At 67.2% G+C, this 15,259-nt stretch carries 17 protein-coding genes; 8 read left to right on the forward strand and 9 right to left on the reverse strand.

The window, feature by feature from the left end:
• Nucleotides 1–173 precede the first annotated feature (173 nt).
• Genes purQ through purC form a run of 3 tightly spaced genes read right to left on the reverse strand, consistent with a single transcriptional unit; the run spans nucleotide 174 to nucleotide 1,851 of the window.
• Nucleotides 174–842 (reverse strand): phosphoribosylformylglycinamidine synthase subunit PurQ, encoded by a 669-nt coding sequence (purQ, locus tag U1H82_RS15040; protein ID WP_322965744.1) that lies wholly within the window; start codon nucleotides 840–842, stop codon nucleotides 174–176.
• Nucleotides 842–1,072, reverse strand: a complete 231-nt coding sequence (gene purS / locus U1H82_RS15045; protein ID WP_175313981.1) for a phosphoribosylformylglycinamidine synthase subunit PurS — start codon at nucleotides 1,070–1,072, stop codon at nucleotides 842–844. The genes purQ and purS overlap by 1 nt, the downstream gene beginning before the upstream one ends.
• A complete protein-coding gene (gene purC, locus U1H82_RS15050; RefSeq protein WP_007405170.1) occupies nucleotides 1,072–1,851 on the reverse strand; it encodes a phosphoribosylaminoimidazolesuccinocarboxamide synthase in 780 nt (259 codons plus the stop codon). The genes purS and purC overlap by 1 nt, the downstream gene beginning before the upstream one ends.
• 277 nt (nucleotides 1,852–2,128) lie before the next feature.
• Between purC and U1H82_RS15055 the strand changes: the two genes are divergently transcribed.
• A complete protein-coding gene (locus U1H82_RS15055) occupies nucleotides 2,129–2,521 on the forward strand; it encodes a hypothetical protein (protein WP_322965746.1) in 393 nt (130 codons plus the stop codon).
• A gap of 75 nt (nucleotides 2,522–2,596) precedes the next feature.
• On the opposite strand, the gene U1H82_RS15060 is transcribed toward U1H82_RS15055, so the two are convergent.
• Nucleotides 2,597–2,995 (reverse strand): MarR family winged helix-turn-helix transcriptional regulator, encoded by a 399-nt coding sequence (locus U1H82_RS15060; protein WP_322965747.1) that lies wholly within the window; start codon nucleotides 2,993–2,995, stop codon nucleotides 2,597–2,599.
• A 65-nt stretch (nucleotides 2,996–3,060) separates the two neighbouring features.
• Between U1H82_RS15060 and U1H82_RS15065 the strand changes: the two genes are divergently transcribed.
• From U1H82_RS15065 to U1H82_RS15075, 3 genes are all read left to right on the forward strand, one after another.
• Nucleotides 3,061–4,842, forward strand: a complete 1,782-nt coding sequence (locus tag U1H82_RS15065) for a chloride channel protein (RefSeq protein WP_322965748.1) — start codon at nucleotides 3,061–3,063, stop codon at nucleotides 4,840–4,842.
• Nucleotides 4,843–4,890: 48 nt separating this feature from the next.
• The gene (gene parC / locus U1H82_RS15070; protein WP_322965749.1) at nucleotides 4,891–7,143 is read left to right on the forward strand and encodes a DNA topoisomerase IV subunit A; all 2,253 of its coding nucleotides are present in this window, start codon (nucleotides 4,891–4,893) and stop codon (nucleotides 7,141–7,143) included.
• A 113-nt stretch (nucleotides 7,144–7,256) separates the two neighbouring features.
• Entirely contained in the window at nucleotides 7,257–8,927 is a 1,671-nt protein-coding gene (locus U1H82_RS15075; protein ID WP_375339540.1) for a putative bifunctional diguanylate cyclase/phosphodiesterase, read from the forward strand.
• Here U1H82_RS15075 and U1H82_RS15080 read toward each other — a convergent pair.
• The 4 genes from U1H82_RS15080 to U1H82_RS15095 are packed head-to-tail and all read right to left on the reverse strand — an operon-like array spanning nucleotide 8,918 to nucleotide 11,788.
• Nucleotides 8,918–10,078, reverse strand: a complete 1,161-nt coding sequence (locus tag U1H82_RS15080) for a CCA tRNA nucleotidyltransferase (RefSeq protein ID WP_375339544.1) — start codon at nucleotides 10,076–10,078, stop codon at nucleotides 8,918–8,920. The genes U1H82_RS15075 and U1H82_RS15080 overlap by 10 nt on opposite strands.
• Nucleotides 10,066–10,659, reverse strand: a complete 594-nt coding sequence (locus tag U1H82_RS15085) for a CoA pyrophosphatase (protein WP_322965751.1) — start codon at nucleotides 10,657–10,659, stop codon at nucleotides 10,066–10,068. Before U1H82_RS15085 ends, U1H82_RS15080 begins: the two co-directional genes overlap by 13 nt.
• Entirely contained in the window at nucleotides 10,656–11,228 is a 573-nt protein-coding gene (locus U1H82_RS15090) for a DUF1285 domain-containing protein (RefSeq protein WP_322965753.1), read from the reverse strand. The genes U1H82_RS15085 and U1H82_RS15090 overlap by 4 nt, the downstream gene beginning before the upstream one ends.
• A 50-nt stretch (nucleotides 11,229–11,278) precedes the next feature.
• On the reverse strand, nucleotides 11,279–11,788 hold the full coding sequence (locus U1H82_RS15095) for a GNAT family N-acetyltransferase (protein ID WP_322965889.1): 510 nt from the start codon (nucleotides 11,786–11,788) through the stop codon (nucleotides 11,279–11,281).
• Between the two features lie 121 nt (nucleotides 11,789–11,909).
• On the opposite strand from U1H82_RS15095, the gene U1H82_RS15100 reads away from it, so the two are divergent.
• Together U1H82_RS15100 and U1H82_RS15105 are read left to right on the forward strand one after the other, a co-directional pair.
• The gene (locus tag U1H82_RS15100; RefSeq protein ID WP_322965754.1) at nucleotides 11,910–12,278 is read left to right on the forward strand and encodes a dihydroneopterin aldolase; all 369 of its coding nucleotides are present in this window, start codon (nucleotides 11,910–11,912) and stop codon (nucleotides 12,276–12,278) included.
• A gap of 5 nt (nucleotides 12,279–12,283) precedes the next feature.
• Nucleotides 12,284–12,571, forward strand: coding sequence for a Rossmann fold domain-containing protein (locus tag U1H82_RS15105; RefSeq protein WP_322965756.1), 288 nt, complete (start codon nucleotides 12,284–12,286; stop codon nucleotides 12,569–12,571).
• Here U1H82_RS15105 and U1H82_RS15110 read toward each other — a convergent pair.
• Nucleotides 12,547–13,440 (reverse strand): hypothetical protein, encoded by an 894-nt coding sequence (locus U1H82_RS15110; protein ID WP_375339541.1) that lies wholly within the window; start codon nucleotides 13,438–13,440, stop codon nucleotides 12,547–12,549. The genes U1H82_RS15105 and U1H82_RS15110 overlap by 25 nt on opposite strands.
• 215 nt (nucleotides 13,441–13,655) lie before the next feature.
• Here U1H82_RS15110 and U1H82_RS15115 point away from each other — a divergent pair, with 215 nt between their 5' ends.
• Together U1H82_RS15115 and U1H82_RS15120 are read left to right on the forward strand one after the other, a co-directional pair.
• Complete coding sequence (locus U1H82_RS15115) at nucleotides 13,656–14,339, forward strand: energy transducer TonB (RefSeq protein WP_322965758.1); 684 nt, start codon at nucleotides 13,656–13,658, stop codon at nucleotides 14,337–14,339.
• Nucleotides 14,340–14,394: 55 nt separating this feature from the next.
• Nucleotides 14,395–15,189, forward strand: coding sequence for a MotA/TolQ/ExbB proton channel family protein (locus U1H82_RS15120; protein WP_322965759.1), 795 nt, complete (start codon nucleotides 14,395–14,397; stop codon nucleotides 15,187–15,189).
• The last annotated feature ends 70 nt before the right edge of the window (nucleotides 15,190–15,259 follow it).

Consider the following 15,259-nt stretch of genomic DNA (forward strand, 5'->3'; position numbering starts at 1 on the left):
TCTCCAGGGACGAAACACCTCCGCGTTCTCCGCGCCTCCGCGCGAACCAACCTTCTTCTTCGCGCCATCGCGGCTTCGCGTGAACCCAAATGAAAAGGGGAGGCGAGTTGCCTCGCCTCCCCGTTCAGAATCCGATGGCCTTCGACTTCGCTCAAGCTGACCGGAGGATGGGATTAGGCCCCGACCATCTCCAGCAGGCCCTCGAACAGGCGGCGGCCATGGTCGCCGCCATGGGCGGCTTCGATGCGGCGCTCGGGGTGGGGCATCATGCCCAGCACGTTGCGCTTCTCGTTCAGCACGCCCGCGATGCTGCGGGCCGAGCCGTTGACGTCCTCGGCATAGCGGAAGGCCACGCGGCCTTCGCCTTCGAGGCGGTCGAGCGTGTCGGCATCGGCGAAGTAATTGCCGTCGTGATGCGCGACCGGGATACGGATCGTCTCGCCCTGTTCGTACAGGCGGGTGAAGGCGCTGTCGGTGTTGGCGACCTCGAGGTTCACGTCGCGGCACACGAAGTTGAGCGAGCGGTTGCGCATCAGCGCGCCCGGCAGCAGCCCGGTTTCGGCCAGTACCTGGAAGCCGTTGCACACGCCGAACACCGGCGTGCCCTTGTTCGCCTGCTCCACCACCGCGCGCATGATCGGCGAGCGGGCCGCGATCGCGCCGCAGCGCAGGTAATCGCCGTAGGAGAAGCCGCCCGGAACGCCGATCAGCCCCAGCCCTTCGGGGAGTTCGCTGTCGCCGTGCCAGACCATGGCCGGCTTGACGCCCGTCACCGCCTCCAGCGCGACGGCGAGGTCGCGGTCGCAGTTCGAGCCCGGAAAGACGATGACTGCGGTCTTCATCAGGCGCGCTCCACCCGGTAATTCTCGATCACGGTGTTGGCGAGCAGCTGGCGGCACATCTCGTCGATCTGCGCATCGGTCGTCTCGTCGGCGACCTGCATCTCGATCAGCTTGCCCGCGCGCACGTCATCGACGCCCGCAAAGCCCAGGCTGCCCAGCGCGTGCTGGATCGCCTTGCCCTGCGGGTCGAGCACGCCGGGCTTCAGGGTGACGAAAATCTTCAGCTTCATTACTTGCCCCGGCTCTTGCGGTGTTCTTCCAGGTCGAGGACGGCGGTGTCGCCCCCCTCGGGCAGCAGGCCCAGACGGCGCGCCACTTCCTGATAGGCCTCGACCTCGCCGCCGAGATCCCGGCGGAAGCGGTCCTTGTCCAGCTTCTCGTTGGTGGTCATGTCCCACAGGCGGCAGCCATCGGGGCTGATCTCGTCGGCCAGGATGATGCGACCGAAGTCGTTGTCCCAGATGCGGCCGAATTCCAGCTTGAAGTCGACCAGGCGGATGCCGATCGCGGCGAACATGCCCGACAGGAAGTCGTTCACGCGGATCGCCAGGTCGGCGATGTCGTGCATCTCTTCCTGGCTGGCCCAGCCGAAGCAGGCGATATGCTCGTCGGTGACCATCGGGTCGCCCAGCGCATCGTCCTTGTAATAATATTCGATGATCGTGCGGGGCAGCTTCACGCCCTCTTCGATGCCCAGACGCTTGGACAGCGAGCCTGCCGCGACGTTGCGCACCACGACTTCGATCGGCACGATCTCGACCTGGCGGATCAGCTGCTCGCGCATGTTCAGGCGGCGGATGAAGTGGGTCGGCACGCCGATATGGTCGAGCATGGTGAAGACATGCTCGGAGATACGGTTGTTCAGCACGCCCTTGCCGTTGATCGTGCCCTTCTTCTGGGCATTGAACGCGGTGGCGTCGTCCTTGAAATACTGGATCAGCGTGCCGGGCTCGGGGCCCTCGTACAGGATCTTGGCCTTGCCTTCGTAGATTTGGCGGCGGCGAGCCATGCGGCGGTCCCCTGAAATGAGTACAGCCCCGGCGCCCCCATGCTGAGGCCCGAGGCGGGATGGCGCGGCCTATAATGGATGCCGTGCGACGGCGCAATGGAGTTGGGTGGCGCGTGCCTGCGCAATGCCTGGGGAACGCCGGAAGATTAAAATCCGGTAATATTCGCTACATGATGAAGAGGGTTTTGAAGATGGATTAAAAAACGGTAAGGTCGAAAGTATAGGAAACCCATCCTCCAAGTTGCGGGTTCTGTCGATGCTTGCAAAGGAGGAAGTCATGAACAAGCTGATGATCGGTGTTGTTGGTGGGGCCCTGATGCTGACCGCCGGAACTGCAATGGCGCGGCCGATGCAGATGGCGCAGCAGCCTTTGATCTATGAACAGGCCCATATCCCGCAGCCCAATGGCATGGAAGCGATCGCGGTCATCAAGAACAACCGTGGTGCCGAGCGCACCGTGGCATGCCGCGACACCGCCGACGTTCTCGCCACCTTCCATCCGGAGGCCATCGCCTTCCAGCCGGTCCGTGGGCCGCATGGCAAGGTGAAGACCGACGAGGATGTCGCCGGGGTCGAGACCTTCACGCCCGTCGCCTTCCAGAACTGCACGGTCGCCCGTGGCAATCAGTTCCAGCAGGATGTGACCCAGGCCGTCGCGACTCAGCCGTAATCGACTGATGGCGCTGCAGATGAAGCGGGTGCGATCCCGATCGCGCTCGCTTTGTCGCGTTTGGGAAGGAGCGCCTCAAAGCGCCGACAGCATATCCATTAGCAACGGCCGCAATCGGCGCAACTCGGCACGATGGGCGATGGCCAGGGTCGCGATCGTCTCGGTGCCCTGCTCGGTCAGCGTGACCGGCACGCGTCGCCGATCCACCCCCGTCGCGCGCCGCACCAGCCCCAGCTTCTCCAGCCGATCGACCAACCCGGACGCACTGTGCGGGCGCAGGCGGAGATGTTCGGCCAGTTCGCCGATCAGCAGCGCGCGGTCGGGCGCGGCGCGCAGGGCCAGCAGGGCCTGATGCTGTTGCGCGGTGATGCCCGCCTGCGCCGCCGCTTCCTCGCTGAACGACAGGAAGGTGCGGAGCTGCCGCCGGAACCCGGCAAGGGCGCGATAATCCCGGTCACTGATCGGATCGTCCATGGCGCCGCCCATGCCACACATCGGGTCTCTTGAGAAATATCGTAGTGCGATATATTGGCGCGGGCATGACGATCCCCCGCGCTGCGCCGCTTCCCGCTCCTTCCGTTCGATTGGCCGATCATAGCGCGGACCGGCGTATGCTCGCGCTGGCGGTGGCGGCGCTGGTCATCGGTAGCGGCGGCGCGGCGGCGGCCTGGGTGCTGTTGAAGCTGATCGCGCTGGCGACGAACATCGGCTGGTATGGGCAATTCTCCTTTGCGCCGGTCGCGATCGTGCCCGTGGCGCAAGGGTTGCGGACGCTGATCGTGCCGGTCGTCGGCAGCCTTATCATCGGCCTGATGGCGCGGTTCGGGTCGGACAAGATTCGCGGCCACGGCATCCCCGAGGCGATCGAGGCGATCCTGTTCGGCCAAAGCCGGTTGTCGCCCAAGGTCGCGGTGCTGAAGCCCTTGTCCGCCGCCGTCTCGATCGGCTCGGGCGGGCCGTTCGGCGCGGAAGGGCCGATCATCATGACCGGCGGCGCGATCGGCTCGCTGCTGGCGCAATGCTTTCACCTGAGCGCGGCAGAGCGCAAGACGCTGCTGGTCGCGGGCGCGGCGGCGGGAATGACGGCGATCTTCGGTACGCCCTTTGCCGCGATGCTGCTGGGGGTCGAGGTGTTGCTGTTCGAGTGGAAGCCGCGCAGCTTCGTGCCGGTCGCGGTCGCCGCGCTGACGGCGATCGCCTGGCGGCCCTGGCTGATCGGGGCGGGGCCGATGTTTCCGCTGCCCATGGCGCTGTCCTATGATGCCGTCGCGCTGGTGGGCGCGGTGGCGCTGGGGCTGGGTGTCGGGGTGATCGCCTCGGGGCTGTCCTGGGCGCTCTATCGAATCGAGGACGGGTTCCATGGCCTGCCGGTCCACTGGATGTGGTGGCCCGCCATCGGCGCGGTCGTGGTCGGCCTGGGCGGGATGGTCGATCCCCGCGTGTTGGGGGCGGGGTATGACAATATCCAGGCGCTGCTGCTCGGGTCGATGCTGGTGAAGGCGGTCCTGATGCTCCTGGTCGTCAAGGCGGTGGTGTGGCTGATCGCGCTGGGATCGGGCACGTCGGGCGGCATCCTGGCGCCGTTGCTGATGCTCGGCGCGGCGCTGGGTGCACTGGCGGGGCAGGCCCTGCCCGGCGGGGTGCCGCTCTATGCGCTGGCGGGGATGGCAGCGATGATGAGCGCGTCGATGCGCGCGCCGCTGACCGCGTCGATCTTTGCGGTCGAGTTGACCGGGCGGTTCGATGCGCTACCGGTGACGGCAGCGGCGAGCGTGGCGGCCTATGCGATTGCGGTGCTGGTGCTGCGCCGCTCGATCCTGACCGAGAAGATCGCGCGGCGCGGCCGCCATCTGAGCCAGGAATATGCCGTCGATCCGCTGAGCCTGGTCCGCGTCGCCCAGATCATGACGCGGTCCCCCGCAACGCTGCCCGCGACCATGACGGTGAACGAGGCGGCGCGCTTCTTTGCCAATGCCGATCACCGCGCCTATCCGGTGGTGGACGGCGAGGGGCGGCCGGTTGGTCTGGTGTCGCGGGCCGATGCACTGCGCTGGTTCGACGCCCCGCCCGAGATCGGGGCGACGCTGCGCGAGGTGGTGTCGGACGCGGCATTGCCCATCGTGTCGCCCGAATGGCCGGTCGACCGCGCGGCGGAGCGGATGCTGGCCGAGGATGTCGATCGCCTGTCGGTGGTCGACGGGCAAGGTGTGCTGATCGGACTGCTGGCGCGGCGCGATCTGCTGCGTGCCCGGTCGGGCTGGTTGAGTGACGAGCAGGACAAGCGGCGCTTTGCCGGCATGCGGCAACCGTTCTCGATTTGATCCGCGTGATTGCTCCCTGCGCCATGGCTTGCTAGAAGCTGGGCTTCCATGGCGATCGATCTCCGCGACAATCCTCCCGTCGGCATATTGGATGCCCCCTTCGACAGTGCGCTGTCGGAGCGGTATCTGGTCTATGCGCTGTCCACGATCACCGCGCGCTCGCTGCCCGATGTGCGCGATGGCTTGAAGCCCGTGCATCGGCGGCTGCTCTGGGCGATGCGGCTGCTGAAGCTCGATCCGGCCTCGGGCTACAAGAAATGCGCGCGCGTCGTCGGCGACGTGATCGGTAAATACCACCCGCATGGCGACCAGTCGGTCTATGACGCGATGGTCCGCCTCGCGCAGGATTTCGCGCTACGTTATCCGCTGGTCGACGGGCAGGGCAATTTCGGCAATATCGACGGCGATAACGCCGCCGCCTATCGTTATACCGAGGCGCGGCTGACCCAGGTCGCGATCGACCTGATGGACGGGCTGGACGAAGACGCCGTCGCCTATCGCCCGACCTATAATGGCGAGGAGCAGGAGCCGGAGCTGTTCCCCGGCCTGTTCCCGAACCTGCTGGCCAATGGCGCGAGCGGCATCGCGGTTGGCATGGCGACCAGCATTCCGCCGCACAACGCCGCCGAGCTGCTGGAGGCCGCGATCCTGCTGGTCGATCAGCCGGATGCCGATGATGATGCGATCCTGGCGCTGGTCAAGGGACCCGACTTCCCGACGGGCGGCATGGTCGTCGATGCGCCCGCCATATTGCGCGAAAGCTATACGACCGGGCGGGGCGGCTTCCGCGTTCGTGCGCGCTGGGAGATCGAGCGCGAAAAGGGCGGCGGCTGGCAGATCGTCATCAGCGAAATTCCCTACGGCGTCGCCAAGGGCAAGCTGATCGAACAGATCGCCACGCTCATCAACGACAAGAAGCTGCCGATCCTTGCCGATGTGCGCGACGAGTCGGATGCCCAGGTCCGCATCGTGCTGGAGCCGCGCGCGCGCACCGTCGATCCGCAGGTGCTGATGGATGGTCTGTTCCGCTTCTCCGATCTGGAGACGCGGGTCAGCCTGAACCTCAACGTGCTGGACAAGGACCGCACGCCGCGCGTCATGAGCTTGCGCGAGGCGCTGGCGGCCTGGGTCGAGCATCAGTTCGTGGTGCTGCGCCGCCGTTCCGAACACCGCCTGAGCAAGATCGCCGACCGGATCGAACTGCTCGACGGCTATCTGGTCGCCTATCTCAACCTCGACCGGGTGATCGAGATCATCCGTACCGAGGACGAGCCCAAGGCGGTGATGATCGACGAGTTCCGCCTGACCGACCGCCAGGCCGAGGCGATCCTCAACATGCGGCTGCGGTCCTTGCGCCGTCTGGAAGAGTTCGAGATTCGGGGTGAGCGCGACAAGCTCGACAAGGAGCGCGAGCAGCTGACCCTGTTGCTCGGTTCCGAACAGCGCCAGCGGACGCGGATGAAGAAGGATCTGGGCAAGATCCGCGACCGCTATGGCCCCGAAACCCCGCTGGGTGCGCGCCGCACGCTGATCGAGGAAGCCGCGCCGACCCGCGACATACCCTTGGAGGCGATGATCGAGCGCGAGCCGATCACCGTCATCCTGTCGCAGCGCGGCTGGATTCGCGCGATGAAGGGGCATGTCGACCTCGCCTCGGCCGATACCGCCAAGTTCAAGGAAGGCGACGGCCCCGCCTTCGCCTTCCATGCGCAGACCACCGACAAGCTGCTGCTGGCGGCGGCCAATGGTCGGTTCTTCACGCTGGCGGCGGACAAGCTGCCCGGCGGGCGCGGCTTTGGCGAGCCGGTGCGCGCGATGATCGATCTGGACGGCTCGATCGGCATCGTCGGCTTCCTGCCCGCCGCGCGCGCGGCCAAGCTGCTGGTCGCGGCGTCGGACGGACGTGGCTTTATCGTGCCCAGCGCCGACACCATTGCCGAAACCCGCAAGGGCAAGACCGTGCTGACCCCGCGCGCGGGCGCGACGCTGAAGGTCGTGCGGCCGGTCGGGGCCGAGGATGATTATGTCGCGGCGATCGGCGACAACCGCAAATTGCTGGTCTTCCCCTTGAGCGAATTCGTCGAGCTGTCGCGCGGCACCGGCGTCCAGCTTCAGCGCTATCGGGACGGCGGGCTGTCGGATGCGACGACCTTCGTGTTCAAGGACGGGCTTAGCTGGACGATGGGCGGCGAGAGCGGGCGGGTTCGCACCGAATCGGATTTGTCGGCCTGGCGCACCGCGCGCGGCGCGGCGGGGCGGATGCCGCCGACCGGCTTTCCGCGCGACAATCGTTTCGATTAGGCGCGGTCCAGCCGGAACGACCCCAAAACCGGGCGGCGGCACAATCCTTTGTTAACCCGATTTTCGGGGAAATTTTAGGGGCTCTTAACGTTCCGGGATTAATCCGGTGTCTGATGGCAACGATGGCTCATCCGACACAGCGTTTTTCGAACCGGCATTTCGGGTCGCTGACGTCGTGCGCCATCAACATCATGGCGATCCCGGCGGCGGAGATTTCCGTCGCGCAAGGTCAGCCGAAGGTTGCCGCCGCCAACGACGCCTATCGCCGCGCCGCCCTGCATGAGGCGCGGACACAGGACATTCTGCTGGCCGAGGTGGCGGCGCGAATCGACGGCTTCCTGTCGTCCGACCGCGCCTCGATCGAATTTCCACTGTCGGTCGGCGACGTTATCGACTGCCGTTATTTCCAGGCGACGTTGACCCGCTCGTCCGAGGGGCATGCCGATGGTTGCGTATTGATGCTGGTCGATCAGACCGCACAGCACCATACCGAACGCAGCCTGCGGCGTGAGATGATGACCGACAGCCTTACCGGGTTGCCCAATCGCCAGGGCTTCGGCGATCTGATCGAGGCGATGATGGCCGAGGGCCAGCGCCATGCGGTGCTGGTGATCGACCTGAACCGATTCGGCCGGTTGAACGCCTGTATGGGCTCGCTGGTTGGGGATGAACTGCTCATCACCGTCGCGCGCCGCCTGAAGGGAGCCCTGCGCTCCCGCGACTCGATCGGGCGGATCGGCGGCAACGAGTTCGGCATCCTGATGATGATCGACGGCAGCGAGGAGGAAGCCCATGTCCTCGCCGACCGGATCGACCGGGCCCTGCGTGCGCCGTTCCGGCTGACCGATTACGAGGTCAATGTCGAAGCGTCGGTCGGTATCGCCTTCAACGAAGGGCCGGACGGCGATGCCGAGGAACTGATCCGCCACGCCCAATTCGCGGTCAAGCACGCCAAGGCGGCGGGCCGTACCGAAGTCTATCACCCTCAGGCCTTCACCATCGCCCGCGCCCAGTTCGCGATGGAAACCGCGCTGCGCCGCGCGATCGAGCAGGAGGAACTGCAACTCGCCTATCAGCCGATCTGCGACCTGGGGTCGGGCCGGACGGTCGCGTTCGAGGCGTTGGCACGGTGGCGCGATGCCGAGGGCCGCGAGCATTCGCCGGTCGATTTCATCCCGGTCGCCGAAGAATCCGGTCTGATCGTGCCGCTCGGTCGCTGGGCGGCGAACCAGGCGCTGACGCAGCTCGCCGCCTGGGATCACATGGCGGGCGGACATTGCGGCGTCCGCATGTCCGTAAACGTTTCGGCGATCCAGTTACAGCGTGACGATATCCCCGCCCTGATCGAATCGGCGCTGGCCAAGGCGGGCGTCTCGGGCGAGCGCCTGATCCTGGAGCTGACCGAAAGCGCGATCGTCGGCGATCCCGATCGGGTCAGCGCGATCATGAACGCGTTGAAGGCGTTGGGCTCGACCATCGCGATGGACGATTTCGGCACCGGCTATTCCAGCCTCGCCTATCTTCAGAAGCTGCCGATCGACATTTTGAAGATCGACCGCAGCTTCGTCTCGGGGATGCTCGCCGACCGCGACAAGATCGCGATCGTCCGCGCGATCCTGGGTCTCGCCCAGGCGCTGGGCATGAAGACCACCGCGGAAGGGATCGAGGCGGTCGAACTCGGCCAGACGCTGGCCGCTTTGGGGTGCAGCCATGGCCAGGGCTATTATTACGCCCGCCCGCTGTCGCCCGAGGCGGCCTGGGCGATGATCGCCGATCAGGCCTGAGCCACGACCGCGTCGGCGATCTGGTTGACGCGTGCGGCATCGGGAAAGCCCTCGGCAATCCACTGGCTCTCGATCCGCCGGAGCAGGCGCGCGACATCGGGGCCCTTGCCGATCCCGCGTTCGACCAACGCACCGCCGGTCAGCGGCAGGGCAGGGGGCGTCCAGTCCCGGATCGGCGCGATCGACTCGCCCGCCAGCAGCAGCCGGTCGATCGCACTGACCAGCCCCATGCGATAGGCCAGCGCACGCGGCCCCTCATCCCCCGGCCCGGCGGTCGCGGCGATCAGGCGCTTGCGATCGGTATTGGACAGCTTCAACCGCGCGCCGACCGGCTCGGCAGCGCCCGGCGGCAGCAGCGCGGCGAGTCGCCGGATCGCGTCGGGGGCAACGCCCGTCGCGGCTTCGCGCTCGGCCAGTCGGGCCAGCCGCTCGACCCCGGCCGCGTCGATTTCGGGGAGGACGGCGCGGAAAATGCCCTGCTCGACCATCAGCGTGACGACCGGCACCGCGCGGACGGCGACCAACAGCTTCAGCAACTCCGCCGCGATCCGTTCGCGCGACAATGCCATCAGGTCGTTGGCGCGCGCGGCACAGGCGGCCAGCCCGGCCTCGTCGATCGCATGGCCGAAACGCGCATGGAATCGGAAGAAGCGCAGGATTCGCAAATGATCCTCGGCGATCCGCTGCAACGGGTCGCCGATGAAGCGCACGCGGCCGGCCTTCAGATCGTCCAGCCCGCCGAAATAATCGAACAGTTCGCCGGTGGCGGGATCGGCATAGAGCGCGTTCATCGTGAAGTCGCGCCGCGCGGCATCCTCGCGCCAGTCGTCGGTGAAGGCGACCACGGCATGGCGGCCATCGGTCGACACGTCGCGGCGCAGCGTCGTGACCTCGACCGGGCCCTCGGGCAGGACGGCGGTGATGGTGCCATGCGCGATGCCGGTCGGCACCGGCTTGAACCCGGCGTCGCGCACCCGTTCGATGACGGTTTCCGGCGACAGCGGCGTGGCCAGGTCGATATCGGCGACGGCCAGCCCCAGCAGCATGTCGCGCACCGCGCCGCCGACGAACCGCGCCTGCAACCGCTCGGCCAGCGCGATCAGATCGGGCCGGTTGGCCCAGGGCGCGGTCGCCGGGATCATGCCGCCCATTGCAGCCGCCGCGACAGGTTGACGATCATCGCCGCGGTCGCGCCCCAGATGCGCCGGTCGTTCCATAAAATCTCGTAGAAATGGCGGGTCCGCCCGCGCCACGGCGCGCTGACCCGGTGGTGATGGGCAGGATCGAGGAGGAAGGACAGCGGCACCTCGAACAGATCGGCCACCTCCGCCTCGGCGGGGGTCAGCGTCAGATCGGGGGGGATCACGCCGACGACCGGCGTCACCTCGAACCCGGTGACAGTGCGATAGCGATCGGCCAGCCCGACCACCGTCACCGCGCGCGGCCGAAGCCCGATTTCTTCCTCCGCCTCGCGCAGCGCGGTCGCGACCAGATCGACATCGCCCGGATCGGCGCGGCCGCCGGGAAAGGCGATCTGCCCGGCATGGGTGCGCAGGCTGTCGGTCCGCTGGGTCAGGACCACACCCGGTTCGGCACGATCGGTGACGGGTATCAGCACGGCGGCGGCGGTCGGCGTCGCCGTCAGCTCATGTGCTTCGACTCCGTCGCCGGTCAGCAGGTCGGGCGCCGGTATCCGCGCCATCGCCGCCGCCAGCCTTTCGGCCAGCGTCATGCGGCGGGCAATGCCGTCAGGGGAAAGAAGACGCCGTCGCTCCACACGCCCGGCACATCGCCCACGCCGGTCAGCGCGCGTTCGGCGAGTTCATAATAGACCGGCCGCGCGATCAGCGCCTCCAGCCCGTCGCGGACCTGAAGATAGGGGCGGGGGCCATCCTCGCCCTCGACGAAGCGCAAGCGGTGATCGGGCCCGGCCGCGACGAGGTCGCCGGTATTGAGCTGGAACACCAGCCGCCCGCTCTGGCCTTCCCCCTCCGCCTTCAAGGCGGTGGCGACGAAGGGCGCGTCCTCCACCGCGATGTCGAGCTTTTCGACCGGTGTGACCAGGACATGGCGGCCATCGGGTTCGCGCCGCAATATGGTCGAGAACAGCCGCACCATGGCAGCCCGCGTGATCGGGCTGCCCTGATGAAACCAGGTGCCGTCGCGCGCGATCCGCATCTCGCTGTCGCCGCAATGGCTGGGGTGCCATTGCGAGACGGGGGGCAGCTTCTGCGCCTCCATCGCCTGGACGATTTCGGCCAGGCTCAGCGCGGACAGATCGGGGGGCGGTGCCATCGGCATGATGCACCCGAGGTAGGGATGCGGGGCGGGCAGGTAAAGCCCTGTGCGCGTTAGCCCTGGCTCAGATCGGGGCCCAGCATTCCGGCCAGCGCAGGAACATCGGGCCCACGCGACAGCAGCCGGTGCCGCTCGACCGGGCCTGGCAGCCGCCAGTCGGTCGTCCGCTCGGCGGAGAAACCGAAGAAGCGGCCATAATATTCCGGGTCGCCGATCAGCATCATCGCCCGGTCCAGCCCCTGCGCGGCGGCGGCGTCCAGCATGTGCCGGAGCAGTTCGCGCCCGATCCCGCCCTGCTGGCGATCCGGCTCCACGGCGACCGGGCCGACCATTACCATCGGATGCGCATGGCCTTCCTCGTCGGTCAGCGCGACCGGCCAGCACTGGATCGATCCGATCAGCCGATCCTCCTCGATCGCCGCGAAACAGAGCGAGGCGATCGGCCGCACGCTGCCGCGCACCTTATAGGCGGTCCGCGCCTGCCGTCCGGGCGGAAAGGCGCGGTCCAGCAAGGCCTCGACCGCATCGGGGGCGACCGCGTCGAGCGGGACAAGGGCGGTCATCACGGTCACGGGCAGCGTCCGGTGGCGGGAAGGGGACGCGCGCCCTTAGCGCGACGGCGGGGCGATGCAAGCTTTCCCTGATGCTTTCCTTCCGCGCACCCCCTCTGCTAGAGGCGCGGGCATGGAAGACCGTCTCCAGCTCGAAGTCCACGACCTCGAAGTCCAGGTGCTGACCGGCATCTACTCCGAGGAAACGCACCTGCCGCAGCCGCTGCGCATCTCGCTGACCGTCGATCTCGACTGTCCGGCGCGTTACACGCCCGACAGCCCGCTGACCGAGTCGAAAAATTATCTCGACCTGAAACACGCCGCGACCCAGCTGCCCGAGGGCGTGCATTTCACGCTGATCGAGGGGGTTGCCGACCATATCTGCGACACGCTGTTCCTTCAGGATGGGCGCGTGCGGCGGGTGCAGGTGAAGATCGTGAAGCTGGCCATCGCCGAAGAGGGCGAGGCGATCGGCATCACCCTGGTCCGCCATCGGCGCTGATCCCCATGACGGCGCGGCGAGTCGATCTGGCCCAAGACGCCGATATCGCGGCCGTGGTGGCGGCCCATCCCGGCGAGGATCTGGTGCTGGTGATCCATCCCGGCCGTGACGCGGTCGCACAGGCGATGGTCGAGGCGGCCATCGCGCCACTCGCCATCGCGGCGGCCCCCGATGCCCGGATCAATGCGGTCATTCCGACCGAGGGGGCAGGAAAGGCGGCGATCGCGGCGGCGGTCGCCTATCTCGCCGCCGCACACGCCGTCACCGGTCAGTTGCTGATCGTCGGCACCTGACGCTCGCGCCCGCACGGGCCGAGCTTCTGCAGCACGAAGTGATAATCCTCCCGCGCCGCCTGCGCATTCTCCGGCAACAGCGAGGCGGTGCTGCGATCGGGCAGCGACTCCGGCAGCGCACAGGCCAGACGATACCAGAGCAGCGTGTCGCGTGCCGGAGGGGCGGCGGACTCGTCGACGATCTCGCTCAGCGCCACGGCATAGCGACGCTCCTCGCCCGGACGGCGCAGCACCGACAGCGACACCGGCCGATTGTTGGCGGTGGTCAGGAAAATCTGGGTCTCGCCTTCGCCGGGCAGGCTGCCGGGTACGTAAAAGGCATTGCCGACCCCAGTGATGACCGGCGGCGCGTCGGGCGACAGCGCATCGCGGGCGATGGTGCGGCTGCGCTGTTCGGTGTCCGGGGTCCAGGCCAGCTGCGCGTCGGGCGCGACGAGCTGTAGCTGGTCGGCAGCGTTGGGCACGCGGCGGGCATAGATCAGGACGCGCATCTTCTTCAGCCTGGGCGCGCGGCCCCGTGCATCGGTCGCGGCGTCGAACAGATAACCGACCCGCGCGGGCAGGCCGCCCGCGCCGCGGATCAGCGTGCCGACATCGGCCTCGACATAAAATCGTTGATGACCGGGGGCGACTCCGGCGGCCTCGGCACCCTTGATCGGGGTCGCCGATCGGATCGTCACATCGGCGATGACGGGGGCCGACAGGACCAGATCGGCGAGGTCGGCATAGCCCGGTCCTGTTTGCGCTACCATCGAATCACCCGGACGAGCCGACGGCGCGGTCGCCATCTGGGCGGGAAGGGGGGCTGCGACAAGGGGAATCGCCAGCGTCAGAGCGCCAGCACGAATGGCGTGGGACAGGGGATTCATAGCTTCGCGCTACTCCTTTGCACGTTAACGGTACAGAAATAATTTCGTCACGCGCCGGTTGTACGTTTATTACGTCCGACAAACTGATTGCGCCGCGCCAGCCGTCACGATAGGGTTCAAGGCTCTGCCGCATGCCGAAAGAGCATGGCAGGAGTTTCCCACGTCCCCACGCTACGGCGAGGCGAAACTGGCAGACTGAGGAGTTTCGTTGCTGAATGGCCTATACTGACCAGAAGATGTCCGGGGGCAAGGTGGTCGCGATCGTTATCGTCGTGCTCATCCATGCTGCTCTGGGCTATGCCTTCGTCACGGGGCTGGCTTACCAGTACGTGAAGAAGGCGACCGAAAAGCTCAACACGTTCGACGTGCAAGAGCCGCCGCCCCCACCCCCGCCGGAAGAACCGCCGCCCCCGCCGCCGCCGGAACAGCCCAATGTTCCGCCGCCGCCGACGACGGTCGTGACCCCGCCGCCGATCGTCAACGTGCCCAGCCCGGCACCGGCGATTCAGACGACGAGCGTCATTCCGCTGAGCCAGCCGACCGCGCCGCCGGCCCCGCCTGCGCCGCCGTCGCCGCCTGCGCCGCCGGCACCGCCCGCTATCTCGAAGGCCGCCGGTCTGAAGGGTAATCCGGGCCAGTTCTTTGGTCCCGACCAGTACCCGCCCTCGGCCCAGCGCGAAGGCGCGGAAGGTCGCGTGGTCGCCAAGCTGACCGTCGGCACCGACGGACGCGTGACCGATTGCGTCGTAACGACGAGCAGCAACAACCGTGCGCTCGACGATACGACGTGCCGGATTGCGAAGGCGCGCGTTCGCTTCTCGCCTGCGCTCGACAGCGGCGGTAACCCGATCGTGTCGTCGTACACGCTTCCGGTTCGCTGGCAGCTGCCACAGGAATAACGGCCCAAGGCCGAACGTAAAAATTCAACGCTTTAGTCAGAGGACCTAACCAACCATGCTCACCACCATCCTCGCCGCAGGCGGCGCTGCGGCCGGTGCCGAAAACCCCTACGGTCTCGGCCAGGCCCTGAAGGAAGGCGGCCTCATCTCGCAGTCGGTGTTCACCATCCTCTGCTTGATGTCGATCGTGTCGTTCTACATCCTGTTCTCGAAGCTGTTCGAGCAGCAGAAGATCATCAACCAGGCCAAGCGCGTGCGTCAGAGCTTCTGGTCGTCGAACTCGCTGCGCGAGGGTTCGGCCAAGCTCGAGAAGAACTCGGCCTACAAGCAGATCGTCGACGACGGTCTGGCCGCGCAGGACCAGCATGCCAAGCTGACCGATCCGGTCGAGGCGCATGACTGGCTGCACGGTTCGCTGGCGCGTTCGGAAGCCGCGATCAACTCGAAGCTGGGCGGCGGTCTCGCCTTCCTGGCGACCGTCGGCGCGACCGCGCCGTTCATCGGTCTGTTCGGTACGGTTATCGGCATCTACCGCGCGCTCATCAAGATCGGCTCGTCGGGCCAGGCGTCGATCGACGCCGTCGCCGGTCCGGTCGGTGAAGCGCTCATCATGACCGCGCTGGGCCTCGTCGTCGCGGTTCCGGCCGTGCTCGCCTTCAACTGGCTGCAGCGTCGTAACAAGGGCATTGCCGAAGACCTGTCGTCTTTCTCGAACGACGTGCTGGGCTTCCTGGCCTCGAACGGTGCGGTTCGTCCGGCGGTTGCCGGTGCGGCCAAGCCGGCCGCCGTCAAGGCGCCTGCTGGCACCACCACCGCCGGTCAGGCCGGTGGCGTTCAGACGCGCGCCTGAGCTTAAGGGGGCGGGGACCGATCCTTCGGGACACGGCCCCGCCACCCCCCGCCGACCCATTCAGGGCGGC

Source organism: Sphingomonas fuzhouensis (assembly GCF_034659795.1).
Classification (GTDB): Bacteria; Pseudomonadota; Alphaproteobacteria; order Sphingomonadales; family Sphingomonadaceae; genus Sphingomonas; species Sphingomonas fuzhouensis.

What these genes read in the sequence shown, in the direction of transcription:
- U1H82_RS15075 (WP_375339540.1), top strand. Translation starts at nt 7,257, where the DNA reads ATGGCAACGATGGCTCATCCGACACAGCGTTTTTCGAACCGGCATTTC.
- purS (WP_175313981.1), bottom strand. Translation starts at nt 1,072, where the DNA reads ATGAAGCTGAAGATTTTCGTCACCCTGAAGCCCGGCGTGCTCGACCCG.
- U1H82_RS15085 (WP_322965751.1), bottom strand. Translation starts at nt 10,659, where the DNA reads ATGACGCTGGCCGAAAGGCTGGCGGCGGCGATGGCGCGGATACCGGCG.
- U1H82_RS15065 (WP_322965748.1), top strand. Translation starts at nt 3,061, where the DNA reads ATGACGATCCCCCGCGCTGCGCCGCTTCCCGCTCCTTCCGTTCGATTG.
- purC (WP_007405170.1), bottom strand. Translation starts at nt 1,851, where the DNA reads ATGGCTCGCCGCCGCCAAATCTACGAAGGCAAGGCCAAGATCCTGTAC.
- U1H82_RS15060 (WP_322965747.1), bottom strand. Translation starts at nt 2,995, where the DNA reads ATGGACGATCCGATCAGTGACCGGGATTATCGCGCCCTTGCCGGGTTC.
- U1H82_RS15090 (WP_322965753.1), bottom strand. Translation starts at nt 11,228, where the DNA reads ATGCCGATGGCACCGCCCCCCGATCTGTCCGCGCTGAGCCTGGCCGAA.
- parC (WP_322965749.1), top strand. Translation starts at nt 4,891, where the DNA reads ATGGCGATCGATCTCCGCGACAATCCTCCCGTCGGCATATTGGATGCC.
- U1H82_RS15120 (WP_322965759.1), top strand. Translation starts at nt 14,395, where the DNA reads ATGCTCACCACCATCCTCGCCGCAGGCGGCGCTGCGGCCGGTGCCGAA.
- U1H82_RS15110 (WP_375339541.1), bottom strand. Translation starts at nt 13,440, where the DNA reads ATGAATCCCCTGTCCCACGCCATTCGTGCTGGCGCTCTGACGCTGGCG.
- U1H82_RS15105 (WP_322965756.1), top strand. Translation starts at nt 12,284, where the DNA reads ATGACGGCGCGGCGAGTCGATCTGGCCCAAGACGCCGATATCGCGGCC.
- purQ (WP_322965744.1), bottom strand. Translation starts at nt 842, where the DNA reads ATGAAGACCGCAGTCATCGTCTTTCCGGGCTCGAACTGCGACCGCGAC.
- U1H82_RS15080 (WP_375339544.1), bottom strand. Translation starts at nt 10,078, where the DNA reads ATGGGCGGCATGATCCCGGCGACCGCGCCCTGGGCCAACCGGCCCGAT.
- U1H82_RS15100 (WP_322965754.1), top strand. Translation starts at nt 11,910, where the DNA reads ATGGAAGACCGTCTCCAGCTCGAAGTCCACGACCTCGAAGTCCAGGTG.
- U1H82_RS15055 (WP_322965746.1), top strand. Translation starts at nt 2,129, where the DNA reads ATGAACAAGCTGATGATCGGTGTTGTTGGTGGGGCCCTGATGCTGACC.
- U1H82_RS15115 (WP_322965758.1), top strand. Translation starts at nt 13,656, where the DNA reads ATGGCCTATACTGACCAGAAGATGTCCGGGGGCAAGGTGGTCGCGATC.
- U1H82_RS15095 (WP_322965889.1), bottom strand. Translation starts at nt 11,788, where the DNA reads ATGACCGCCCTTGTCCCGCTCGACGCGGTCGCCCCCGATGCGGTCGAG.